This window comes from Sphingobium sp. EP60837 (assembly GCF_001658005.1).
Classification (GTDB): Bacteria; Pseudomonadota; Alphaproteobacteria; order Sphingomonadales; family Sphingomonadaceae; genus Sphingobium; species Sphingobium tyrosinilyticum.
Map to the genome: position 1 here is coordinate 958,832 of NZ_CP015986.1, position 22,586 is coordinate 981,417.

At 63.0% G+C, this 22,586-nt stretch carries 32 protein-coding genes; 13 read left to right on the plus strand and 19 right to left on the minus strand.

The window, feature by feature from the left end; all coding sequences use genetic code 11:
• Positions 1-3 precede the first annotated feature (3 nt).
• Positions 4-129 carry a type B 50S ribosomal protein L36 gene (gene ykgO / locus EP837_RS04645; RefSeq protein ID WP_004210176.1) on the plus strand — a complete coding sequence of 42 codons (126 nt, stop codon included), beginning with the start codon at positions 4-6 and terminating at the stop codon, positions 127-129.
• A complete protein-coding gene (locus EP837_RS04650; protein WP_066524865.1) occupies positions 130-762 on the plus strand; it encodes an HAD family hydrolase in 633 nt (210 codons plus the stop codon). It abuts the gene before it with no gap.
• On the opposite strand, the gene pyk is transcribed toward EP837_RS04650, so the two are convergent.
• The gene (gene pyk / locus EP837_RS04655) at positions 746-2,197 is read right to left on the minus strand and encodes a pyruvate kinase (RefSeq protein ID WP_082919544.1); all 1,452 of its coding nucleotides are present in this window, start codon (positions 2,195-2,197) and stop codon (positions 746-748) included. The genes EP837_RS04650 and pyk overlap by 17 nt on opposite strands.
• 105 nt (positions 2,198-2,302) lie before the next feature.
• Between pyk and EP837_RS04660 the strand changes: the two genes are divergently transcribed.
• The 5 genes from EP837_RS04660 (at position 2,303) to ruvC (ending at position 4,830) form a co-directional block, all read left to right on the plus strand.
• On the plus strand, positions 2,303-2,602 hold the full coding sequence (locus EP837_RS04660; RefSeq protein WP_066524868.1) for a DUF1244 domain-containing protein: 300 nt from the start codon (positions 2,303-2,305) through the stop codon (positions 2,600-2,602).
• A gap of 44 nt (positions 2,603-2,646) precedes the next feature.
• Positions 2,647-2,889: a DUF2312 domain-containing protein gene (locus EP837_RS04665; RefSeq protein WP_066524871.1), complete on the plus strand. Its 243-nt coding sequence runs from the start codon at positions 2,647-2,649 to the stop codon at positions 2,887-2,889.
• A gap of 131 nt (positions 2,890-3,020) precedes the next feature.
• Entirely contained in the window at positions 3,021-3,347 is a 327-nt protein-coding gene (locus EP837_RS04670; protein WP_174525906.1) for a heavy metal-binding domain-containing protein, read from the plus strand.
• 66 nt (positions 3,348-3,413) lie between these two features.
• Positions 3,414-4,157: a YebC/PmpR family DNA-binding transcriptional regulator gene (locus tag EP837_RS04675; protein WP_066524873.1), complete on the plus strand. Its 744-nt coding sequence runs from the start codon at positions 3,414-3,416 to the stop codon at positions 4,155-4,157.
• Positions 4,158-4,338: 181 nt separating this feature from the next.
• Entirely contained in the window at positions 4,339-4,830 is a 492-nt protein-coding gene (gene ruvC, locus EP837_RS04680) for a crossover junction endodeoxyribonuclease RuvC (RefSeq protein WP_066524876.1), read from the plus strand.
• A gap of 123 nt (positions 4,831-4,953) precedes the next feature.
• On the opposite strand, the gene EP837_RS04685 is transcribed toward ruvC, so the two are convergent.
• The 5 genes from EP837_RS04685 to EP837_RS04705 form a co-directional block, all read right to left on the minus strand.
• The gene (locus tag EP837_RS04685) at positions 4,954-5,232 is read right to left on the minus strand and encodes a DUF2218 domain-containing protein (RefSeq protein WP_066524879.1); all 279 of its coding nucleotides are present in this window, start codon (positions 5,230-5,232) and stop codon (positions 4,954-4,956) included.
• 1 nt (position 5,233) lies between these two features.
• The gene (locus EP837_RS04690; protein WP_066524881.1) at positions 5,234-5,836 is read right to left on the minus strand and encodes a PadR family transcriptional regulator; all 603 of its coding nucleotides are present in this window, start codon (positions 5,834-5,836) and stop codon (positions 5,234-5,236) included.
• A gap of 152 nt (positions 5,837-5,988) precedes the next feature.
• Entirely contained in the window at positions 5,989-6,543 is a 555-nt protein-coding gene (gene grpE / locus EP837_RS04695; protein ID WP_066524884.1) for a nucleotide exchange factor GrpE, read from the minus strand.
• Positions 6,540-7,583, minus strand: a complete 1,044-nt coding sequence (hrcA, locus tag EP837_RS04700; protein WP_066524885.1) for a heat-inducible transcriptional repressor HrcA — start codon at positions 7,581-7,583, stop codon at positions 6,540-6,542. Before hrcA ends, grpE begins: the two co-directional genes overlap by 4 nt.
• A 42-nt stretch (positions 7,584-7,625) precedes the next feature.
• Positions 7,626-8,135 (minus strand): DUF6438 domain-containing protein, encoded by a 510-nt coding sequence (locus tag EP837_RS04705; RefSeq protein ID WP_066524887.1) that lies wholly within the window; start codon positions 8,133-8,135, stop codon positions 7,626-7,628.
• Positions 8,136-8,231: 96 nt separating this feature from the next.
• Between EP837_RS04705 and rph the strand changes: the two genes are divergently transcribed.
• Complete coding sequence (rph, locus tag EP837_RS04710; RefSeq protein ID WP_066524889.1) at positions 8,232-8,948, plus strand: ribonuclease PH; 717 nt, start codon at positions 8,232-8,234, stop codon at positions 8,946-8,948.
• Between the two features lie 103 nt (positions 8,949-9,051).
• Complete coding sequence (gene rdgB / locus EP837_RS04715; protein WP_066524892.1) at positions 9,052-9,681, plus strand: RdgB/HAM1 family non-canonical purine NTP pyrophosphatase; 630 nt, start codon at positions 9,052-9,054, stop codon at positions 9,679-9,681.
• A gap of 18 nt (positions 9,682-9,699) precedes the next feature.
• Here rdgB and EP837_RS04720 read toward each other — a convergent pair whose 3' ends face one another.
• A complete protein-coding gene (locus EP837_RS04720; RefSeq protein ID WP_082919545.1) occupies positions 9,700-10,233 on the minus strand; it encodes a CAP domain-containing protein in 534 nt (177 codons plus the stop codon).
• Between the two features lie 127 nt (positions 10,234-10,360).
• On the opposite strand from EP837_RS04720, the gene hemW reads away from it, so the two are divergent.
• Entirely contained in the window at positions 10,361-11,536 is a 1,176-nt protein-coding gene (gene hemW / locus EP837_RS04725; RefSeq protein ID WP_066524895.1) for a radical SAM family heme chaperone HemW, read from the plus strand.
• A 20-nt stretch (positions 11,537-11,556) separates the two neighbouring features.
• Here the strand turns inward: hemW and grxD are convergent, their stop codons facing one another.
• The 9 genes from grxD to EP837_RS04770 form a co-directional block, all read right to left on the minus strand.
• The gene (grxD, locus tag EP837_RS04730; RefSeq protein WP_066524896.1) at positions 11,557-11,889 is read right to left on the minus strand and encodes a Grx4 family monothiol glutaredoxin; all 333 of its coding nucleotides are present in this window, start codon (positions 11,887-11,889) and stop codon (positions 11,557-11,559) included.
• A gap of 63 nt (positions 11,890-11,952) precedes the next feature.
• Positions 11,953-12,186 (minus strand): BolA family protein, encoded by a 234-nt coding sequence (locus tag EP837_RS04735; protein WP_066524897.1) that lies wholly within the window; start codon positions 12,184-12,186, stop codon positions 11,953-11,955.
• 18 nt (positions 12,187-12,204) lie between these two features.
• Complete coding sequence (locus EP837_RS04740; RefSeq protein WP_066524901.1) at positions 12,205-12,528, minus strand: DUF1476 domain-containing protein; 324 nt, start codon at positions 12,526-12,528, stop codon at positions 12,205-12,207.
• 57 nt (positions 12,529-12,585) lie between these two features.
• Complete coding sequence (leuD, locus tag EP837_RS04745) at positions 12,586-13,179, minus strand: 3-isopropylmalate dehydratase small subunit (RefSeq protein ID WP_066524902.1); 594 nt, start codon at positions 13,177-13,179, stop codon at positions 12,586-12,588.
• Positions 13,180-13,288: 109 nt separating this feature from the next.
• On the minus strand, positions 13,289-14,743 hold the full coding sequence (leuC, locus tag EP837_RS04750; RefSeq protein WP_066524903.1) for a 3-isopropylmalate dehydratase large subunit: 1,455 nt from the start codon (positions 14,741-14,743) through the stop codon (positions 13,289-13,291).
• A 95-nt stretch (positions 14,744-14,838) separates the two neighbouring features.
• Positions 14,839-15,525 (minus strand): glutathione S-transferase family protein, encoded by a 687-nt coding sequence (locus EP837_RS04755; RefSeq protein ID WP_066528710.1) that lies wholly within the window; start codon positions 15,523-15,525, stop codon positions 14,839-14,841.
• Between the two features lie 84 nt (positions 15,526-15,609).
• Positions 15,610-15,984 carry a hypothetical protein gene (locus EP837_RS04760; protein ID WP_156518386.1) on the minus strand — a complete coding sequence of 125 codons (375 nt, stop codon included), beginning with the start codon at positions 15,982-15,984 and terminating at the stop codon, positions 15,610-15,612.
• 24 nt (positions 15,985-16,008) lie between these two features.
• Positions 16,009-16,215: a hypothetical protein gene (locus tag EP837_RS04765; RefSeq protein WP_066524906.1), complete on the minus strand. Its 207-nt coding sequence runs from the start codon at positions 16,213-16,215 to the stop codon at positions 16,009-16,011.
• A gap of 46 nt (positions 16,216-16,261) precedes the next feature.
• On the minus strand, positions 16,262-17,200 hold the full coding sequence (locus tag EP837_RS04770) for a right-handed parallel beta-helix repeat-containing protein (RefSeq protein ID WP_066528712.1): 939 nt from the start codon (positions 17,198-17,200) through the stop codon (positions 16,262-16,264).
• Between the two features lie 182 nt (positions 17,201-17,382).
• Between EP837_RS04770 and EP837_RS04775 the strand changes: the two genes are divergently transcribed.
• Complete coding sequence (locus EP837_RS04775) at positions 17,383-18,858, plus strand: ABC transporter substrate-binding protein (protein ID WP_066524909.1); 1,476 nt, start codon at positions 17,383-17,385, stop codon at positions 18,856-18,858.
• Positions 18,859-18,877: 19 nt separating this feature from the next.
• Entirely contained in the window at positions 18,878-19,300 is a 423-nt protein-coding gene (locus EP837_RS04780; RefSeq protein ID WP_066524911.1) for a DUF4112 domain-containing protein, read from the plus strand.
• A 3-nt stretch (positions 19,301-19,303) separates the two neighbouring features.
• Here EP837_RS04780 and EP837_RS04785 read toward each other — a convergent pair whose 3' ends face one another.
• Positions 19,304-20,101 carry a ribonuclease T2 family protein gene (locus EP837_RS04785; protein WP_066524914.1) on the minus strand — a complete coding sequence of 266 codons (798 nt, stop codon included), beginning with the start codon at positions 20,099-20,101 and terminating at the stop codon, positions 19,304-19,306.
• Positions 20,094-20,957: a carboxylating nicotinate-nucleotide diphosphorylase gene (gene nadC / locus EP837_RS04790; protein WP_066524915.1), complete on the minus strand. Its 864-nt coding sequence runs from the start codon at positions 20,955-20,957 to the stop codon at positions 20,094-20,096. The genes EP837_RS04785 and nadC overlap by 8 nt, the downstream gene beginning before the upstream one ends.
• Before the next feature lie 88 nt (positions 20,958-21,045).
• Here nadC and EP837_RS04795 point away from each other — a divergent pair, with 88 nt between their 5' ends.
• Complete coding sequence (locus EP837_RS04795; protein ID WP_066524917.1) at positions 21,046-21,531, plus strand: SRPBCC domain-containing protein; 486 nt, start codon at positions 21,046-21,048, stop codon at positions 21,529-21,531.
• A gap of 18 nt (positions 21,532-21,549) precedes the next feature.
• On the opposite strand, the gene nadA is transcribed toward EP837_RS04795, so the two are convergent.
• Positions 21,550-22,536, minus strand: coding sequence for a quinolinate synthase NadA (gene nadA / locus EP837_RS04800; RefSeq protein ID WP_066524920.1), 987 nt, complete (start codon positions 22,534-22,536; stop codon positions 21,550-21,552).
• Positions 22,537-22,586: the final 50 nt, after the last annotated feature.

Here is a 22,586-nt window from a genome sequence, read left to right on the forward strand (position 1 = left end):
TCCATGAAGATCCGCAACTCGCTCAAGTCGCTCAAGGGCCGTCACCGGGATAACCGCGTGATCCGCCGTCGCGGCCGCACCTATGTCATCAACAAGACCAACCGCCGCTTCAAGGCCCGCCAGGGCTAATTGAACGGAGTTGTAGCCGCCGTCATCTTCGACGTCGGCCAGGTCCTCTACCATTGGGAGCCCCGGCTCCTCTACGAGCGCCTGATCGATGATGATCGGGCGCTCGACGCGTTTCTGCGCGATGTGGTCACCATGGACTGGCATGTTCAGCACGACATGGGCCGCCCCTTCGCGCAAACCAGCGCGGAACTGATCGCCCGCCACCCTGAGCATGAATCGCTGATCCGCCTCTGGGGCGAACGCTTCATCGACAGCGTCCAGCCCGCCGTCAGCGGCATGCCCGAACTGGTGCGAGACCTCTACCAGCGCGGCGTGCCGCTCTACGCTCTCACCAACTTCAGCGCGGAATTCTGGGTGCCTTTCCACGCCCGCGAAGCCACGCTCTTCGCCCACTTCCGCGACATCCTCGTATCCGGCGCGGAAAAGCTGGTGAAGCCCGATCCCGCCATCTACCGCCTGGCCCTCGACCGCTTCGGCCTCCGCCCGGAAGAAACGCTGTTCATCGACGATCGCGAGGAAAATATCGCCGCGGCGCAAGCGCTAGGCATCCGCGGTCACCTGTTCCGCGATGCCCCCACGCTCCGCCGCGATCTAGCCGCGCTCGGCCTGCTGGACGCTATTCCCGTCCCTTAAGCTCGTCGCCCCGGATCGCGGCGACATGCAGCACGTTGGTCGAACCTGGCGTACCGAAGGGCACCCCCGCCAGCACCACGATCTTGCCGCCCTTCTGGGTCATGTCGTGCCGCAACGCCATGCGCCGCGCCTTGCCGACCATCTCCTCGAACGTGCCGATATCCTTGGTCCGCACCGCATGCACGCCCCAGGTCAGCCCCAGCTTGCGCGCCGTATCGAGCCGCGGCGTCAGCGCCAGGATCGGCGTCAGCGGCCGTTCGCGCGCGACGCGGCGCACGGTGCTGCCCGATGAGGTAAAGCAGGTGATGGCGCTCGCCCCCACGACCGACACGATGCCCGCCGCGCCTTCCGCCAGTGCGTCGGCCGTGGTCGCATCGGGCTTGGTCACGGTAAAGTGCAGCCGCTCGACATAGCCGGGATCGCGCTCCACGCTATGGGCAATGCTGTCCATCATCGTCACCGCTTCTTCGGGCCAATCGCCCGCCGCCGTCTCGGCCGACAGCATGATCGCGTCCGCTCCATCATAAACGGCCGTGGCGACGTCCGACACTTCCGCGCGCGTCGGCGTCGGCGCCTTGATCATCGATTCGAGCATCTGGGTCGCCACCACCACCGGCCGCCCCATGCGCCGCGCGGTCGCCACGATCTGCTTCTGCAGCGGCGGCACCGCCTGAGGCGGCAATTCGACGCCCAGGTCGCCGCGCGCCACCATGACGCCATCGGCCAGCTCGATAATCTCCTCCAGCCTCTGCACCGCCGCCGGCTTCTCGATCTTCGCCATCAACGAGCCATGCCCGCCCATCAGCTTGCGCGCCTCAGCCAGGTCCTCCGGCCGCTGGACAAAGCTCAGCGCGATCCAGTCGCACCCCTGCTCGACCGCGAAGCTCAGGTCGCGCCGATCCTTCTCCGTCAGCGCAGGCACCGGCACGACCACATCAGGGACATTCACCCCCTTGCGGTTGGACAGCGTCCCGCCCACTTCGACGATGGTGTCGATGCGCCCGTCCGTCACCGCCTTCACCCGCAGCACCAGCTTGCCATCATCCAACAACAGCCGCGTTTCAGGCACCAGCGCCTCATAAATCTCCGGATGCGGCAGGTTGACCCGGCGTGCGTCGCCCGGCGCTTCATCCCGGTCCAGCACGAATGGTGCGCCGGTTTCCAGCACCGCAAGCCCGCTCTTGAACGTGCCCACGCGCAGCTTGGGCCCTTGCAGGTCGCCCAGGATCGTCGTCGGTCGCCCGAATTCCTTCTCCAGTCCCCGGATAGTGGCGATCCGCGCAGCATGCTCCTCATGCGCGCCATGGCTCATATTGATCCGGAAAGCGTCTGCCCCTGCGACAAACAGCGCCCGAATCACTTCCGGGCTATCGCTCGCGGGGCCAAGGGTCGCCAGGATGCGGACCTTGCGCGAGCGGGGCGGCAATTTCGTCATTCGTAAATGCTCCTGACCGTCATGGTCGCCTCTGGCTTGCCAGGGCGCCGTTTTCGATTATCCGTGCTGCACGACAGGATGATGTAGATCAGCGAAAGGATCGCCGTGGCCGACACCATACTCACAGATGCGGTTGCCGCAACCGCCTTCCGCCGCCTGATTGCGCATTTGCAGCATCGCACCGACGTTCAGAATATCGACCTGATGGGCACGGCAGGCTTCTGCCGCAACTGTTTGGCCGACTGGATCGCGCAAGCCGATGGCTCGCTGAGCCGCGAAGAAGCGCGCGAAATCGTCCACGGCATGCCCTTTTCCGAATGGAAAGAGCGCCATCAGAGCGAAGCGACGCCCGAACAATTGGCAAAGATGCAGGAGAGTGTGGCGAAGAACGCCGACAGCCATTAGGAGCAGTCGCCAACCCGATTCACATTCTTCTGGAGATTTGAAATATGAGCGAGGGCAACGTCGCCGCCGATCAGCTACGCCTTCTCATCGAACGCATCGAGCGTCTCGAGGAAGAAAAGAAAGGCATCGGCGACGACATCAAGGATGTCTATCTGGAGGCGAAGGCGACTGGCTATGATCCCAAGATCATGCGCCAGATCATCCGCCTGCGGAAAATGCCGCAGCATGATCGGCAGGAAATGGAAGCCATTCTCCAGACCTATCTCTCTGCACTGGGCATGGAATAAACCTCACTCCGTTCGCCCTGAGTAGCCGCTGAGTTATCGAAGCGGGGTATCGAAGGGCCTTGCCAGCCGCCATGCTTCGATACGAGACTTCGACAAGCTCAGTCTCTACTCAGCACGAACGGGAGAAGAAGATGTCCGAGATCATCGTCAGCACGACCAGCCGCCTGGAAGGGCGGCCCGCCAAGGAATATCTCGGCATCGTCACCGGCGAGGTGATTGTGGGTGCCAACCTCTTCCGTGACCTGTTCGCCAGTGTGCGCGACATCGTCGGTGGGCGCTCGGGCGCTTATGAGGATGTCCTCCAGCGCGCCCGCGAACAGGCGATCGGCGAAATGCGCATGCGCGCTGCGACGCTGGGCGCCAATGCGGTCGTCGGCGTCGATCTTGATTATGAAGTGCTGGGCTCCAACGGCTCCATGCTGATGGTCTCCGCCTCCGGCACCGCGATCCTCGTCTAGTTGCGCTTGGCAAATGCGCCCGCTAGAGAGCGCGCTTCGGATCACAGACAAGTTTAGGAGCAGGCCGTGGCCGGCCATAGCAAATTCAAGAACATCATGCATCGCAAGGGCGCGCAGGACAAAAAGCGCTCCTCGATGTTCTCCAAGCTCAGCCGCGAAATCACCGTCGCGGCCAAGATGGGCATGCCCGACCCGGACATGAACCCCCGCCTCCGCCTCGCCGTCAACGCGGCCAAGGCGCAGTCCATGCCCAAGGACAATATCCAGCGCGCGATCGACAAGGCGCTGGGCGGCGACATGGAGAATTATGAGGAAATCCGCTACGAGGGCTATGGTCCGGGCGGCGTCGCCATCATCGTCGAAGCGCTGACCGACAACCGCAACCGCACCGCGACCAACGTCCGCACCGCCTTCTCCAAAAATGGCGGCAATCTGGGCGCGTCCGGCGCGGTCAGCCATGGTTTCGACCGCATGGGCCTCATCACCTATCCAGCGACCGCTGGCGATGCCGACGCGATCTTCGAAGCCGCTCTGGAAGCAGGCGCGGATGATGTGTCGTCCAACGAGGACGAACATGAAATCTGGACTGCCATGGACGCGCTCCACGAAGTCGCCAAGGCACTCGAATCCAAGCTCGGCCCGGCCGAAGGCGCCAAGCTCGCCTGGAAGCCGCAGACCACCGTGGAAGTCGATGAAGCCAATGCAGCCACCCTGCTGAAGCTCGTCGATACGCTGGAAGATGACGACGACGTCCAGACCGTCTGGGGAAATTACGAAGTTTCCGACGCCGTCATGGAGAAGCTGGGTTGATCAACCCCTTCCCTCTCCCCTCGCGGGAGAGGGTTGCGCAGCCTTGGCGGCTCCGCCCCCTAGGCGAAGCTGGGAGAGGGGGCAGCGCCCTCTCCTCTCGCAACTCCCCTCTCCAACTCCGGCTAACCGGCGGGCCGGAAAGCCTGCCTATCCTTTCCCCTGAAGGGACGAGGAAAATCCGATGATCATCCTCGGCCTCGACCCCGGCCTCGGCATCACCGGCTGGGGCCTGATCGCTGCGGACGGCAATCGCCTCACCCACATCGCCAACGGCCAGATCAAGACCGATGCCGCGATGCCGCTGGCGAGCCGCCTGCTGGCGCTCGACCTCGCGCTCGCCGACCTCATCCTCGAACATCAGCCCAATGGCGCGGCGGTCGAAGAAGTGTTCGTGAACGTGAACCCGCAATCCACGCTAAAGCTCGGCCAGGCCCGCGGCGTCGTCCTGCTCGCAGCCTCCCGTTCCGGCATGGAAGTCGGAGAATATGCCGCCCGCCTCGTCAAGAAATCGGTCGTCGGCGTCGGCAACGCGTCCAAGGACCAGGTCCACGCCATGATCGCGCGCCTCCTCCCCGGCGCGAAGGTCGCTGGGCCGGACGCGTCCGACGCTCTCGCCGTCGCCATCACCCACGCCCACCATCTCGCCAGCGCCCGCCGCATCCCCCGCGCCTGACTACTACCGTCATTCCAGCGAACGCTGGGATCTCATGACGCGCCCACCACCAACCCCATCCCCGTTCGTGTCGAGCGATGTCGAGACACGTTTAGCACTATCGCCCCCTGTCCCGCACTCGCCTCACCGCCAATCAAACCGCAAAGGCGCCTCCCGGAACGCAAAGCGGTCCAGATGCTCCGCCACGACCTGCTTGAACCGCTCCACATCGGCGTCCTCTTTGGGCTCGATCGTCACCGCCAACATATCCGCCCCAGCCGTCAGCCGGATCGGCCCCATCGGAAAGGCGATCACGCCCTTTTCCGCGTCGAACTCCGTTTCGAACTTATGCCCCCAATGTTTGCACAGTTGCTGCAGATAGCGGCTACCCTGGGCAGTCGGCACATTCGCTGTCAAAACCATGTCAGAGCCTTTCAATCTTGCTGGCGGCCTCGTCGATCAGGGACGCAACGTCGAACATGGTCTCGCGGTCCGCGCCCTCACGTTCCAGCCGCGCCCGGACGGCGATCGACAGATTGTGCATCGCCCGCCGGATCGGCGCGCCATCGACTTGCTCGGCCCGTCGCGCCAGCGACGTAAGCAGCTCCATCGCCTCTTCCAGCGCCGCCCTGTTCTCCGCCAGATGCGCACGGCCCGCGTCGCTGATCGCAAACAGCTTGCGACTCCCCGCGCCCGGCTGTTCCACGATCAGGTCCATGTCCGCCAACAGCGTGAGCGTCGGATAGACGACTCCCGGGCTCGGCGCATAGGCTTCGCCTGACCGGCTCTCGATCTCGCGGATCAGGTCATATCCATGGCGCGGCTCCTGGCTCAGCAGTTCCAGCAGGATCAACCGCAGCGCCTCATTACTGAACAGCCGCTTCCGCCCTCCCCGGCCACCACCGCCGCCGCCCATCGGCCCGTCGCCAAATGGCCCACGCCCGCCGCCATGCCGCCCATGATGCCCGGCCATAGCCGCGAAGCGCCCGTTACGCCCTTGGCCGCATTCAGATCTAAAAAAGTGCATAAACCTATTCTCGTTGTTACTAGATACACTACGATATATCTTAAATGCGGCGAAAATCAAGAGTGCGTTCTTCTCGCTATTTCCTTCATCAAAAAACCCCTCCGGTCCAAAGACCGAAGGGGCAAAAACGCTTAAACAAAGGGAAAAAAGCGTCAGTCCGGCTTCTTGGCCACACTCACCAGAGCAGGCCGCAACAGCCGGTCCTTGATCGTATAACCCGCCTGCATTTCGATCATCACCGTTCCCGGCTCGACCTCATCGGACGGTACTTCCATCATCGCCTGATGCTTGTTGGGATCAAGCGGCTGGCCGACCGAAACCATCTTCTCGATGCCGTTCCGCCCGAACACGCTCTCCAGTTCCCGGCCCGTCGCCTCAAGCCCGGCGACCAGCCCCTTGAACTTCTCGTCCTCACGCAAATCCGGCGGGATCGCCTGCAGCGCCCGCCCCAGATTGTCCGCCACCGACAGCATATCCCGGGCAAAGGATGTCGCGGCATAGGACCGCGCATCCGTCAGTTCCTTTTCCAGCCGCCGCCGGACATTCTGAGTCTCGGCATGGGCGTACAGCACTTCCTGCTTCGCCGCCGCCAGCTCGCCTTCCAGGGCAGCCACCCGCTCCGCCGCAGCATCGCCCACGGGCGCTGCATCTTCGGGCAGTTCGTCAACGACTTCGGTATTTTCAATATTCAGCTTGTCTTCACTCATCTCATCAATCTCGACAACGTCTGCGCAGTGAAGTCCACCATGGGGATCACCCGCGCATAGTTCAAGCGCGTGGGGCCGATCACCCCGACCACGCCGACAACGCGGCCATCGCCGCCCCGGTAGGGCGCGGCTATGACCGAAGAACCCGACAGGGAAAAGAGCTTGTTTTCCGAGCCGATGAAGATTTTCGTCGCGCTCCCCGCCAGCGCGCTTTCAAGCAGGCGGGAAATCTCCTGCTTACCCTCCAGCTCATCGAGCAATTGCCGCACGCGTTCAAGGTCCGCAGCAGTCCCATCGTCCAGCAGATGCGCCTGCCCCCGCACGATCAGTACGGGACGGTCATCCGCATCATGAGACCAGACGGCGATGCCTCGTTCCACCAGTTCGCGCGCTGCGCCCTGAAGCGCGTTCCGCTCGCCTTCCATCTCGCGCCGCAACGCCTCTCCCGCTTCCCTCAACGTCATGCCGGCGAAGCGGGCGGACATGAAGTTGGCAGCCTCATTCAGCATCACTGACGTGACGCCTTGGGGCATATCGAGCACGCGGTTTTCGACTGACCCATCCTGCCCCACCAGCACCGCGAGCGCCTGCCGCTCATTCAGCGGGACAAAGCCGAACTGGCGCAGCACCGGCTCCCTCTTGGGAACCATGACGATTCCCGCACAAGCCGACAGCCCAGAAAGAGCCGCAGTGGCCGCGGAAAGCGCCTCTTCGATCGGACCGCCCTCGGCGACGCCCGCCTCAATCGCCCGCCGCTCCTCAAACGAAGGTTCAGCCGCCTGCATCATCCCATCGACAAACAGGCGAAGCCCCGTCTCGGTCGGCATCCGCCCTGCCGAAGTATGAGGCGCGGCGAGTAAGCCCAGCTCCTCCAGATCCTGCATGACGTTGCGGATCGATGCGGGCGACAGGCTGAGCGACGCGATCTTGCTGATCGTCCGCGACGCCACGGGCAATCCGGTGCCGAGATAACTCTCGACTACCAGGCGAAAAACGTCGCGCGCCCGCTCATTGAGTTCGGTGACCGGTGTTACCGCCATGGACCTCTATCTAGGCAAGCACCGGCTCGCACTCAAGTCGTGCTAACGGTTGGGCGCCGGCTTCACCATCGCACTGATGTCCAGCACCTTCGGAATGGTCGCGATAGCTGCCCGCAGCTTGCCATAAGCCGGGTCCATGCAACCAGACTGGAATTCCAGCCGCGTTGAGGGCAGGTCTCCTCTGGACCATTCAAGCGTGTAGGCGGGCATGTCAGTGGCGAAGCGGGTGCAATTCTCGCCATGAGCGATTCGCCTGACCGTTCCCGCAGCCGGCCGGAACTGCGCCAGCGTTGCACGCAAGCGGCGATATTGCGCCGGCGTCACGGTAAAGCGCGTCGCCCCAGGGACCGCCGTAAATCGCTCCGGTTCCAGCAGCCCCGACCCGTCCGGCGTGACTTGCAGGCTGTAGCTTGGGCAAACGCCGAAGCATGGACCTGCCGAAAAGCGAATCGTATCCCCGGCCGCGACCGGCTTTTCCAGCTCCGGCCGCTCCCCTGCGCATCCCGCCGTCAGGGCGAGGCCCGCCAAAATCATCATCCATCGCAACTGCATGGCAGGCTTCCTATCATCTTTCCCGCGTATCGCCACTGGCATGACGTCACGCCCGGCGCTAAGCCCCACCGACTGATCGCTTCGGAGAATTATTTTATGCGTCCTTCCGGCCGCGCGCCCGACCAGATGCGCGACATCACCATGGAGCCCGGCTTCACCATTCATGCCGAGGGCAGCTGCCTCGTCAGCTTCGGCGACACCCGGGTGCTATGCACCGCATCTGTCGAGGAAAAGGTGCCTCCTTTCCTGCGCGGCAAGGGGTCGGGTTGGGTCACGGCCGAATATGGCATGCTGCCCCGCGCCACACACACGCGCGGCAGCCGCGAGGCGGCCAAGGGCAAGCAGTCCGGCCGCACCCAGGAAATCCAGCGCCTGATCGGCCGATCGCTTCGCACGGTCGTCGATCTTAAAAAGCTGGGTGAGCGTCAGATCGTCATCGATTGCGACGTCATCCAGGCTGATGGCGGCACCCGTACCGCCGCGATTTCTGGCAGCTGGGTCGCCCTGCGCATCGCCATCGACAAGCTGCTGGCCTCCGGCGCGCTGACCGAAGATCCAATCCTGCAGAAGGTCGCGGCGATCAGCTGCGGCATCTACAACGGCACGCCCGTCCTCGACCTCGACTATGCCGAAGACAGCAATGCCGAAACAGATGCCAACCTGATTCTCACCGGCGATGGCAAGTTCGCCGAAGTCCAGGCGACTGCCGAAGGCGCCGCCTATGACGAGGAAGAACTGCTCCGCCTGCTCCGTCTCGCCCGGATCGGCTGCGCACAAATCTTCGCGGCGCAGGACAAGGCGACCGGCCGATAATTTCCCCCAAAATCCGTTCGCTTCGAGCTTATCGACAAGCGATAGCGCAATGCGCGCGTTTCTCGACTAAGCTCGAAACGAACGGGGCGAGGTATTCAAAACGATGAGCGACGACTTCGGACAGGAACAGGCGATCCGCAAGCTGGGCCCAGGCAAGCTGGTGATCGCGAGCCACAATCCCGGCAAGGTGCGGGAAATCGGCGAACTGCTCGCCCCCTATGGCATAGAGACTGTCTCCGCGGCCGCGCTCGACCTGCCGGAACCTGAGGAAACCGGCACCACTTTCGTCGCCAATGCGGAGCTGAAGGCGATGCAGGCGGCCGACTTGTCTGGCTTACCCGCGCTCGCGGACGACAGCGGCCTCTGTGTTGAGGCACTAAACGGCGATCCCGGCATCTTCTCCGCCCGTTGGGCTGGGGAAACAAAGGATTTCGGCGTTGCGATGAAACTGGTCTGGGACGCGATAGAGGCCAAAGGGCCAGGCGCGGGACATGGCGCGCACTTCGTCTGCGCCCTCGCGCTGGCGTGGCCCGACGGTCATGTCGAAGCGTTCGAAGGCCGTGTCGATGGAACGATCGCCTGGCCGCCGCGCGGCGACAAGGGCTTTGGCTATGACCCGATCTTTCAGCCGCTTGGCCACGCCATCACGTTCGGCGAGATGGACCCCGCGAAGAAACATGCGATGAGCCACCGCGCCGACGCCTTCGCCCAACTGGTTTCGACCGTCTTCTGACAAGTCCGGCGGGGGCGTCTATTCGCCCCCGCTTGCAAACACTGATCCGCGTGCGCTCACCGCATCGAGCGGCCCCTTGCCAAACTCGTTACCGGCAGGGAAATAGCGGCAGACAAGATATTCATAATTCTGCCCGTCCGCGAGCGCGCAACCTACTTTGCGGGTGCCGCGCCATATCATCTGCGTATAGTGGCCAACATCTTCCCATCGTCCGGATGTGCTCACATTGGGCAGCTTGCCGCCGCGACGGAACAGCCGCCTTTCATCCAGGAAGGAGCCGATCATTACTTCATAGCTATAAAGCCGCCGTGGGCCCATCCACAGATTCTCGCCGCTTGGGACTGCACGCGACGCACGCGGCGAATGCTGGAAGCGATTGGTGAGAGCCATCTGCCGCGCATAGCGAGCGGCATCCTGCGCCAGGGCCGCATCCCAGGCGAGCGGCGAAATGCCAAGCGATTCACGCTCGTCATTATGCATGCCCAGGACGACGTCGCGGAGCAGCCAGTTATCGCGCTCCGCCTCTTCCATGCCGTGATAGGCGGCCGGCATGACTGTCTGCGGCATCGCCGCCCGCCGCGCGGGCGCTGCTGCGACGCCGCCGACTGGAATAGCTACCATCGCTGCCGCCGCGATCGCTGGCCGCGCAGCCCAAAGCCGTCTAAAGACGCCCCCAATCATGCCCCTGTCCCCGCTCGAGTCCCCCGCGCCTGCGCCCGAACCTATGGCCTTATATGTGCACTGGCCATTTTGTGTTTCAAAATGTCCCTATTGCGATTTTAACAGCCACGTCCGATCGGGCATCGATACCGAAGCCTGGCGCGATGCGCTGCTAGACGACCTTGCCCATGAAGCATCGCTGAATGGCGGGCGCGGCCTGTCCTCGATCTTCTTCGGCGGCGGCACGCCCTCGCTGATGCCGCCCGCTATTGTTGCAGGCATCATCGATGCGGCGTCGGATTATTGGCAGCCGACCAGCGACATCGAAATCACCTTGGAGGCCAATCCAAGTTCCGTGGAAGCGGCGCGATTTGCCGATCTCGCGCGCGCGGGCGTCAACCGCGTATCCCTTGGCATCCAGGCCCTCGATGACCAGGCATTGCATTTCCTCGGCAGGGCCCACGATGTCGCCGAGGGGCTTGCCGCGCTGAACGTCGCGCAATCCGTTTTTGACCGAGTGAATTTCGATCTGATCTACGCACGGCCAGACCAGACCGAAGCCGAATGGGAAGCCGAGCTAACACGAGGACTCGCCTTCGGCACGGACCACCTGTCCCTCTACCAATTGACTATTGAGCCCGGGACCCGCTTCGCCACCCTGGTCGCCCAGGGCAAAATGACACCCGCCGATCCAGATCATGCGGCTACGCTGTACGAGCAGACACAGGCCATGACTCAAGCTGCTGGCCTCCCCGCCTATGAGATCAGCAACCATGCCAGACCCGGCCAGGAGAGCCGCCACAATCTAACCTATTGGCGGTACGGCAGCTATGCCGGTATCGGTCCGGGCGCCCACGGCCGCCGCGGGGGAGTGGCGACGCTGCGCCACAAAAAGCCAGAAAACTGGATGACCGCAGTGCGCCGTAACAGCCATGGCCTGCAAAGCGAGGAACCACTCGCCCCCGCTGACCGCGCTCGCGAGGCGCTCATCATGGGCCTGCGGCTGGCGGAAGGCGTCGATCTTGGCCGGATCGCCGCAATGTCAGGATTGGAGCCCGACATGCTGGTTGATGAGCAAGCTGTTACCCGCCTGGCCAAGTTAGCTCTGGTGGAGAGAGACGGCCAACGACTGCGCATCACCTCTGCGGCGATGCTGCTGCTAGACGCGATCCTTCCAGAAATAGTGCAGGTCTGATCCGGCGAGCCGGAACGCGCTCAATTGGCCGAAGCGACGCCCTCGTCCGACATCAACTGCTGAAGCTCGCCCGCTTCATACATTTCCATCATGATGTCGCTGCCGCCGACAAATTCGCCCTTCACATAGAGCTGCGGAATGGTCGGCCAGTCAGAAAAAGCCTTGATGCCCTGGCGAACCAACTGATCCTGCAAAACATCAACGCTTTCATAGGCGACGCCCAGATGCTCCAGGATAGCAACAGCGCGGCTGGAAAAGCCGCATTGAGGGAATAAAGGCGTCCCCTTCATGAAAAGCACCACGTCACTGCTGTTGACGATATCGGCGATCCGCTGTTGCACGGCGTCGGTCATGGGTCGGTCCAGTCCTGTAGGGCGCCGCTGGCAAGCCGCGGCGCGCATGAAAATCGTACGCGGTTAGTTGGGAACGGCGGTGGTCAGTTGCAAGGCATGAAGCACCCCGCCCATCCGGCCGCCAAGGGCCGCATAGACCGCACGCTGCTGAGCCACCCGGTTCAAGCCCCGGAAGCTTTCCGACACCACGCGCGCCGCATAATGATCGCCATCACCGGCCAAGTCGGTAATCTCGACCTCAGCGTCCGGAATAGCCGCCCGGATCATGTCTGCAATTTCGTCGGCAGCCATCGGCATGAGAAAAGTCCGTTCTGCTTACTGAGCTTCAATGAAGTGACGACGGGCGATCACCTGCTGCTCTTCCAGAGCGGTGCGCACCCCTGCCTCGTCTATCTCAACGCCAGCCTGGGTCATGTCACCCACGAGCTTGCGGATGACGTCCTCATCGCCCGCTTCCTCAAAATCCGCCTGCACGACCGCCTTGGCATAGGCGTCGGTTTCTTCGGGCGTCAGACCCATTTTGGCAGCGGCCCATTCGCCCAGCAGCCGATTGCGCCGCGCCTGGATGCGGAACTGCATCTCCTGGTCGTGGGCAAACATATTTTCAAAGGCCTTCTCGCGGTCGTCGAAAGTCGTCATGCCTGTGCCCTGTTAAAAGAAGCTGGATTATCAATCGAAATAGGAAGGTCGGGACGGTTACGCAACGGTGGGAACGAGCCAAGGCCGCAGCCCGGCGTCCTTCGCCTCGAACTGACTGATCGTATCTGCCTGTCCCAGCGTCAACCCAATCTCATCGAGCCCGCCAAGCAGACAGTGCTTGCGAAACGGATCGATCTCGAACTGGAAACGGTCCTGAAACTGCGTGGTGACGGTCTGCTGTTCCAGATCGACATGGATCGGGTCGGTCTTTGCCACTTCCATCAGCCGATCGACCGCTTCCTGCGGCAGGACGACCGTCAAGATGCCATTCTTGAACGCATTGCCGGAGAAGATGTCCGAAAAACTCGGCGCGATCACCACCTTGATGCCCAGGTCAGCAAGGGCCCAGGCCGCATGCTCACGGCTGGAGCCGCAGCCAAAATTGTCGCCTGCGATCAGGATCGGGCTACCGGCATATTCCGGATCGTCGAAGACATTGCCCGGCTCCTTGCGCAGCACCTCAAAGGCACCCTTGCCCAAGCCTGCCCGGGAAATGGTCTTCAGCCAATGGGCAGGGATAACGATGTCCGTATCGACATTCTTCATCCCGAACGGATAGGCCCGGCCGTCAACGATAGTCAGCTTTTCCATCAATTCGCCTGCTTGCTCTCCAGACGGCGCGTATCTTCCGCGCGCCCCAGGGTCGCCGCCATTGCGGCACTGGCCAGCGCGCCCAGCGCCAGCAGCCAGAACACCTTCTTCATGCGACCACCTCTCCCTGTTTTTCGTTCAGCAATTCCCGCACATCGGTGAGATGCCCCGTAATGGCCGCGGCTGCAGCCATGGCCGGAGAAACAAGGTGGGTCCGCGATCCCGGACCCTGGCGGCCCATGAAATTGCGGTTGCTGGTGGAAGCACAACGCTCGCCCGCAGGCACCTTGTCAGGGTTCATACCGAGGCATGCCGAACAGCCCGGTTCGCGCCATTCAAACCCGGCATCCTTGAAGATGCTGTCGAGTCCCTCGGCTTCGGCCTGCTGCTTGACGAGACCTGATCCAGGCACGACGAGCGCCTGCTTGATACCGTCAGCGATGTGACGGCCCTTCAGCAGCGCAGCAGCGGCGCGCAAATCTTCGATACGGCTGTTGGTGCAGCTCCCGATGAAGATATGTTCGACTGCCACATCCTCCATACGCTGCCCTGCAGACAGGCCCATATAGTCGAGCGACTTTTGCGCGGCGGCCCGTTTAGAAGGATCGGCAAAGCTTTCCGGACTCGGCACGACGCCCGTGACCGGCACGACATCCTCAGGGCTGGTGCCCCAGGTCACATTGGGCACGATGTCCGCCGCGTCGATGACGATCGTCTTGTCGAACTGGGCGCCTTCGTCGGTGTGCAGTGTCTTCCAGTAGGCGACCGCCGCATCCCATTCCGCGCCCTTGGGCGCCATGGGCCGTCCACGCAGATAGGCGAAAGTTTTCTCATCCGGCGCAAACAAACCGGAACGGGCACCCGCTTCAATGGACATGTTGGCGACAGTCAGGCGGCCCTCGATCGACATGTCGCGGAATACCGACCCGCGATATTCCATGACATAGCCGGTGCCGCCCGCGGTGCCGATCCGGCCGCAGATCGCCAGCGCGACATCCTTAGGCGTAACGCCAAAGCCCAGTTCGCCCTCCACGACGACTTCCATGGTCTTCGACTGCTTCAGCAGCAGCGTCTGGGTGGCGAGCACATGTTCGACTTCGGACGTGCCGATACCGAAGGCCAATGCGCCCAATGCCCCGTGCGAGCTGGTGTGACTGTCACCACAGACCAGCGTCGTGCCTGGCAGGGTGAAGCCCTGCTCCGGCCCGACGACATGGACGATCCCCTGCTCCAGGTCGGCATCACCGATCAGACGCACGCCAAATTCCGGCGCGTTCCGCTCCAGCGCGGCGAGTTGCTGCGCGCTTTCGGGATCGGCGATCGGGATGCGATTGCCCTGCGCGTCGCGGCGAGGCGTAGTCGGCAGATTATGATCCGGTACAGCGAGCGTCAGTTCAGGGCGGCGCACGGGGCGGCCGGCGATCCGAAGACCCTCGAAAGCCTGGGGGCTCGTCACCTCATGGACGAGGTGGCGATCAATATAGATGAGGCAGGTTCCATCAGGGCGGCGCTCAACAACATGCGCGTCCCAGATTTTCTCGTACAGCGTGCGGGGCTTGACCATAACAAATTCCCCCTAGACCCAGACCGGGTCCGGCGAAAGGGGGAATGGAGCCAATATTTCCTGTTTCCGGCAGTAGCGCCCCTGGGAGAGCAGCGTCAGGATGCGCGATCGTCCTGGATGATGCGTCCAGCAGCGCCAACCTCCGCCTCATGGCTCTCTTCGCGCCACGTCTCTGCCAATGCAGCAGCCTCCCACTCCTGTATCGCGGGATGAGCGATCATCTGATCGACCCATTTCCGCGCGACGGGCCCAACATCAAGATCATAGGTCCGCACCCGAAAGGCGACCGGCGCATAAAAGGCATCAGCCGCTGTAAAGGCCGGGCCCGCAAGAAATGGTCCGCCGAATCGCTTCAGGCCATCGCCCCACAGTTCCGCCAGCCGCGCAATGTCCCGGTTGAGGTGCGGCGAGGGCAAGTCCCGTTCAACGCGCACCCCGACATTCATCGGGCACTCATTGCGCAAGGTTGAAAAACCGCTGTGCATCTCGGCAACGGCACATTGAGCGAAAGCACGTGCGCCCTCCTCCTGCGGCCAAACCCCAGGATGGCGATCGGCAAGGTAGAGCGTGATGCCCAGCGAGTCCCAAGCGGTCCGATCACCGTCAATCAGCACAGGAACCTGCCCTGTAGGAGAGAAGGCGCGGAAGGCGGCATAATTCACGCTATGCACGAATGGCTCGAGCCGATCCGAGAACGGAATGCCGAGAGCCTTCATCAGAACCCATGGGCGAAGCGACCAGCTCGAATAATTCCGATTGGCGGTGATGAGGGTGTAAGACATGGGCGCTTCTCCTGCCAAGGCCACGTTTCGCGACCTTATAGGGCCGGGCGGGCGCGGAAAAGCTGGAACACAGAGGCGGAGCTTCTATGCCGCAGCGAGCCACTCCAGGGCAGCCTGTTCGGTATCGAAATAGCCATAGTCGCCATCCGCCTGCTGCAACCGCTTCGTCTGCATCCGCAGAAGCATGGACGGCGAAACGATCGCTATCCGGCCAGGCTTCGCGTCTCTGTTCGCATAAGATATGCGGCCAAGCGCCTCGCTGACCTCCAACGTATGTATTTCTGTGCGGCAGGTGTTGAGCAGCGTGTCGCAACCATCTGCCGCGACCCTCACCACGTCGGCAATCGCCTGCGCGAAATGCTCGACGACGTCGAGATTCCAGAAGCCATAGGTGATGATTCTGATCAGCTTGCGGCTGCTGTCATAACTGACCTCGAAAAAGCCTTCCAATTTCCGCACATCCCCTCCTCAGCACGGAGGCAGCTATTCGGCCTCCCGCAAATCAAGCCAGGCAACCACATCATTTTCGGTGGCGATGAACAGCCCGTCCTGGACATCCTGCGGCTGTTGTCCGGCGATAAGCACAGCTTGGCTTAACGGGCCGTAAAAGAGGGTCGTCGCGGCCCCTCCTTCTTCGGAGTCGCTCAGGTGATAGAGGCGTACGGTTGCGGAATCATAAGTGCTGCGCATCGCACCGTTATCGACCGGCGGAACGCCTTGTGCAAGCTGAGGGCCGTTAGCGGCGGTCAGTCTGCTTGATGCCGTTCGCCAGGCGATTCGCCCCGATTTTCACCGCGTCATCCGTGAAATTGGCAACGAAGCTGCTGCTGCGCTGCAGGCCCGGCACGAAAGATGCGCTGTTGCCTGCGATGGACAAGCCGCCGCTGTCATGCTCCCGCCCTTCGGGCGCGACAGTGATGAAAGCGCTGTAATTATCCTTGTTCCGGCCCTGCACCATCTCATTGCGGCTAATTTCACCGCTGGCGCCATTGGACAGATCGATCATGTAGTTGGTGAGGCGACCACCGCTATCGTCGAAGCTGTTGTCGTTGATCGTGACGCGCGGCGTGCGTGTTTTCAGATAATGGCCGCCATCGCCCTGATCAAAGCGTGAGCGCGTAACGGTGAGCTTGCCATAACGACCGATATAGATGCCATGAGCGCAATCCAGGTCACGGTCACAGCGGCCCAGATGGCGAAAGGTCGATTTATCGATGGCGACGCTGTTACCCGGCGCATCCCCGCTCAATATTCCTTCTTCGCTGTTGCGGAAGAGGCTGTTGGTCACGGTCAGGTTGCCGCTTTCCAGGCGGATGCCTGCGCCATTGCCGTCGGGCACGCGCAAATTCTGGAAGATGATGCCATCGACACTGCTTGATCGGCCACGCAGCACCAGCGCGGCCTTTCCCTCGCACGGCATGCCGTCCAGGATGACGCTGCCCGGCGTCTGGGCCTGGAACGCGACCTCTCCTGCTTCCTGCACAGCACATTGGGCGTAGGAGCCGGGTGCGATCAGCACCGTGCCCTTGCCATCGCCAATCGCCGCAACCGCATCCTTGAGCGAGGCATAGCTCCGCCCGCCTTCGGCTAAGGTGAAGGGCGTGGGCGTGCCTTGTGCCAAGGCGGCCGCTCCGGCGGCCGCGAAGACGAGCAGTGTGGTGGATAAGATGCGCATATCGAAAGTCATAGGCGCGAGCGGCCGCGCGTCCAATGCGAAGTCATGGTTAACAAAATGCTGTTCCGGGATGGGACAGGTCGTGCTGCGCGCCCCCGGCTGACTCAACAATCGCAGGACGATGAATATAGGTGCAGAAATGCTTCAACTCCGGCGAGACAAACTCTAAGCCTGTTGCACGCATGACCGTGGCCGCCATCCTGCTCCGACCGATTGCCGTCCTATTGGGCGGCGCGGCGCTTCTTGCAGGCTGCTCGCAGGAGGCAAGCGGACCAGTGGCGGTCAGCGTCATAGGATCGCCAGCCGATCTCGACAAACCGCTGGAGAATCTGCCGGATCCTGGCGCCAAGCTGATCCTGGAGGCGACGGCTCAGGGATTGGTGGCGTTCGACGCAGCCGGCGAAATTTTACCCGCCCTGGCGCAGCGCTGGATCGTCGAGGATGAGGGGCGCAGCTACATCTTTCGGCTGCGCCGCGCCAATTGGCCGGATGGAGAAAAGGTTACGGCGGTCGATGTTTCACGGCTGTTGATGGCCCGGATTGAATCGGTGCGGCGGTTGGATCCGGAAGGGCCGCTCGATGCAGTGGAGGCCGTGGTGCCGATGACCGGGGAAGTGATAGAAATTCGGCTGGCCGCCCCCCGCCCATATCTGTTGCAGATGCTGGCGCAGCCGCAAATGGCGCTGCTATCACGCGAAGGCGGGACAGGTCCGTACCGTCGCGAACGCTGGGGAAAGGCGCTCATTCTCAGCCCTGTGGACCGGGTTGGCAGTGGCGAGGATGAGCCGCCGGCGCAGCCTGGGGAAACACGTATCTTGCGGGCGGAGAGGGCTGCGCTGGCGATCATCCGCTTCCGTGAGGGCAAGGCCGCCATGGTGCTCGGCGGCCGCTTTGCCGACCTGCCGCTGCTGGTGCCGGCAGGGGTCGATCGTGATGCGGTGCGGATCGATCCCGTACAGGGGCTGCTCGGGCTGGCGGTTACGGGCAAAGGTAAGTTGCTGGACGATGATGGTGTGCGGCGCGCGATCAACATGGCCATCGACCGCACTCAGTTGCCGGTGTTGTTCCCGCTAGGCGGCTGGGCGATCACCGAACAGATCGTGCCCAGCCAGCTCGACCTGCCGGGGCCGCCCACGCAACCTGACTGGTCGGATAGGAGGATGGACGAACGGCTGGCGCAGGCGGCCGCAGCGGTGGCGCGGTGGCGCAGCGACAATGGCGATCCGCCTGTGTTGCGTGTCGCCCTGCCCGAGGGCCCAGGCGCAACGGCATTGTTCGGCCTGATCCGGCATGATTTGCGCAGGATCGGCCTGCAAGTCGAGCGGGTGGCGAAGAAGGGTGAGGCCGATCTCCGCCTGATCGACGAGGTTGCTGCCTATGACAGCGCACTTTGGTATCTGGGGCGGATCGGCTGTGCGCGGAAGGTTCATTGTTCAGCTGAGGCCGATACCCAGTTGCAGGCCGCGAGCCTGGCCAGCAGCCTGCCCGAACGGATGGCGCGGATAGCCCAGGCCGAGGCGCTGATGCAGGCGCATAATGGCTATATCGCGCTGGGCACGCCTGTGCGCTGGTCACTTGTGACCCGGCGCCTGAACGGATTCATGGCCTCTCCCCGCGCCCGGCACCCATTGAACCATCTGTTGCGCAGCACCAACTAGGCTCCATTGGAGGAGCAGAATGGCGTTTTCGCAAGACCAGTTCGATCGCATGGTACGTGATATGCCGGGCTTTAGCCGTGATCCCGCCTCGATCCGGCGGCGGATAGAGGCGATGGAGGCGATGCTGGAGGGGCTGTTCGTCATCCCCGGCACCAACCGGCGCGTGGGGCTGGACAGCCTGGTCGGGCTGATCCCGGTGGTGGGCGATTTGGCGACCGCCGCGATGGGCGCGTGGATCGTTTGGGAAGCACGCAATCTGGGCATGCCGAAATGGCAATTGGCGCGCATGGCCGCGAATGTCGGGTTCGACACGCTGGTGGGGGCGATCCCCCTTGCAGGCGATGTGTTCGACTTCCTTTTCAAGTCCAATACGAAGAATCTGCGGATCATTCGGAGGCATCTGGACAAGCATCATCCATCGACCGTCACGATCGAGGGTTAGAGACTAATTTGCCGGTGCTTGCGCGTTGGGATCGAGGTTCAGGATCAGCGCGGGGCGGCGGGCCGGAATTGGCATAGGCCGTTGCAAGCGGGCAAAGGCCGGACCGGGCTCGATCCGCAGGCGGCTGCTGGCTTTCACGCCGCGCTGCCGGGCGGGGCAGCGGGCGAATTCCATCGTGCGGTCCATGCACAGCCAGAGCTCGCTTAGATTTCCGCGCGTGGTTCGGACCAGCATCATCTCCGGTTTGAGAGCGGGGTTCGCATGGGCGAAGGCGGCGGCGAACTGTCCTGCGGTCAGCGTGTCGCGGCGCGCGAGCGCGTTCATATCGGGATAGCGGATCGAGTCGTAAAGGGCGCGGGCTAGGTTGAAATACAGGTCCGGCTTGGTTGTCATGCAGCTCCCATGCTTGGCCCATTCATGCTGGAGCAGCTGGGCGGAGGGCGTCGTGCAGAGATTCTGGCGGATCACCTGGCGCGAGAGCAGATCGGTGGCGCGGCAGTATTGCGGCCAGTCCTTCCCGACCCCTTCGGGCCACAAACCATGCAGGACAAAGCCGAACCGGCCGTTGCGGCCGCCGCATTGGAAGACGCTGCTGCTCCCCCGGGCGGTAGCGCAATATTGGGGCGACCAGCTAAGCGCCAGCGTATAGCCGCCGATGGGAAGGAGACGGCGCGGTTCGCCATTGTCGGGCAGTTCCAGGCGCGGGCGCGGGATCTGCGCGGGCAGGCTGCACCCGGCCGCCTGCGCCAGGGCGGTGCCGGGCGCGGCCAGCAGCAGGACTGCCGCAAGGGCTTTATGCAAAGGCGAAGTCCAGGCCGATGTCGGCGGCGGGCGCGGACTGGGTGAGGCGGCCAACGCTGATATAGGTGACGCCGGTTTCCGCCTTGGCGCGGATGGTCTGGAGCGTGACGCCGCCCGATGCTTCGGTCGGCACGCGGCCGCCCACAAGGGTGACCGCACCGCGCAGGGTGGGCGCGTCCATATTATCGAGCAGGAGGTGCGTAGCTCCGGCGGCAAGCGCCGGTTCGATCTGGTCGATGCGATCGACTTCGACGATGATCCTCTCGATCCCGGCGGCGGCGGCGCGGCGGACCGCTTCCTCGACCGATCCGGCGACGGCGACATGATTGTCCTTGATCATCGCCGCGTCCCACAGGCCCATGCGGTGATTGGTCGCGCCGCCTTGCCGAGTCGCATATTTCTCAAGCATGCGCAGGCCCGGGATGGTCTTGCGCGTGTCGAGCAGCGTGGCGCCGGTGCCGAGGATGGCATCGACATAGGCGCGAGTCATGGTGGCGATGCCCGTAAGGTGCTGGACGGTGTTGAGTGCCGACCGCTCGGCCGTAAGCATCGCACGGGCCTTGCCCCGGATGCGCATGATGTCGGTGCCGGCAGCGACGCTGTCGCCATCCTCTTTCAGCAGCTCGATCTCCACCTGCGGGTCGAGCGCGCGGAAAAAGGCGGCGGCGATAGGCAGCCCGGCGAGCGTCACCGCGTCGCGGCTGTCCATCACCCCGTCAAAGATCGCGTCGGCGGGAATCACCGCTTCGCTGGTGACGTCGCGGCCGTCGGGACCGAGATCCTCGGCCAGGGTGGAGGCGATGAAGGCGTCGAGGTCGAAGCCGGGGAGTGAAAAGACAGGAGAATCAGCGCGCATGGCCGAGCGATGTGGCACAGTCGCCGGGCGGTTGACAGTCCCTCTGAGTGGGTCGAGGCTAAGTCCGGACGATCAGCGGAGACCCGGCATGAGCGAGGAACCCGAATCTATCCGCGAAATTACCATCACCCGCCTGATCGATGCCCCTGCCCATCTGGTCTTCGCGGCTCATGCCGATCCGGTGCATGTAAAACGCTGGTTCGGTCCGGTCGGCTGGCCGCTCAGCACATGCGAGATGGATTTCCGGGTGCGCGGGCACTTCCGGTTCCAGATGACGAGCGACAAGGGCGAATTGGGGCCGCCCTTTGGCGGGACCTATCTGGAGATCGTGCCCAACCAGCGCATCCGCTACGACAACAGCTTCGAGGCGCCCGGATCGCCGGTGATGGTGACGACGGTCAGCTTGGCCGAGGATGCTGAAGGGCGCACGCTGCTGACGCATCATACCGTCTTTGAAAGCAAGGCGATGCGGGACGATTATCTGGGTCAGGGGTTCGAGGCTGGGACGAATTCCGGGCTGGATCAGCTGGAAGAAGTGGTACGCGAGATGGTGGCGGAGACGGGCGGGGGCTGACCCCGCCCTTCCGCCCGATCAGCGGTTGCCGACGTCGCCTTTCCCTATCGTACCGCTCGCCATTTCAAGCATGCGGTCGAGGCTTTTCTTGGCGGCGAGGCGGAGTTGCTCATCCATTTCGATACGCGGCTGTAGGTCGCGCAGCGCCAGGTAGAGCTTCTCCATCGTGTTGAGCGCCATATAGGGACAGACATTGCAGTTGCAGTTGCCGTCCGCGCCCGGCGCACCAATGAAGGTCTTTTCGGGAACCGCCTTCTCCATCTGGTGGATGATGTGCGGTTCGGTGGCGACGATCAACGTGTCGCCGGTCATCGTCTTGGCATATTGCAGGATGCCGCTGGTCGAGCCGACATAATCGGCATGGTCGACGATGTAGGGCGGGCATTCCGGGTGCGCGGCGACCGGCGCGTCGGGATGCTGCGCCTTGAGCTTCAGCAGCTCAGTCTCGCTGAACGCCTCATGGACGATGCAGACGCCGGGCCAGAGCAGCATGTCCCGGTCGAACTTACGCATGAGATAGCCGCCGAGATGCTTGTCCGGGCCGAAGATGATCTTCTGGTCCTTGGGGATCTGGCTCAGGATCGTTTCCGCCGACGAGGAGGTTACGATGATGTCGGAGAGCGCCTTCACCTCCGCCGAGCAGTTGATGTAGCTCAAGGCAATGTGATCGGGATGCGCCTCGCGAAACGCCTTAAACTGCGCGGGCGGGCAGCTGTCCTCCAGTGAACAGCCAGCGTCCATATCGGGCAGGACGACGATCTTTTCGGGAGAAAGAATCTTTGCGGTTTCCGCCATGAAGCGCACGCCGCAGAAGGCGATGACATCCGCGTTGGTTTCCGCTGCCTTGCGCGACAGTTCCAAGGAGTCGCCGACGAAATCGGACAGGTCCTGAATTTCAGGCTTCTGATAATAGTGACCGAGGATGACGGCGTTGCGTTCCTTACGCAGCCGGTCGATCTCCGCGCGCAGGTCGATCCCCTGCGGGATTCCGGTGATGGCGTTCATATCCCTACTCCTCACGGCCCATTGCAGCGCGCCCCTAGCGGGCGTTGCGC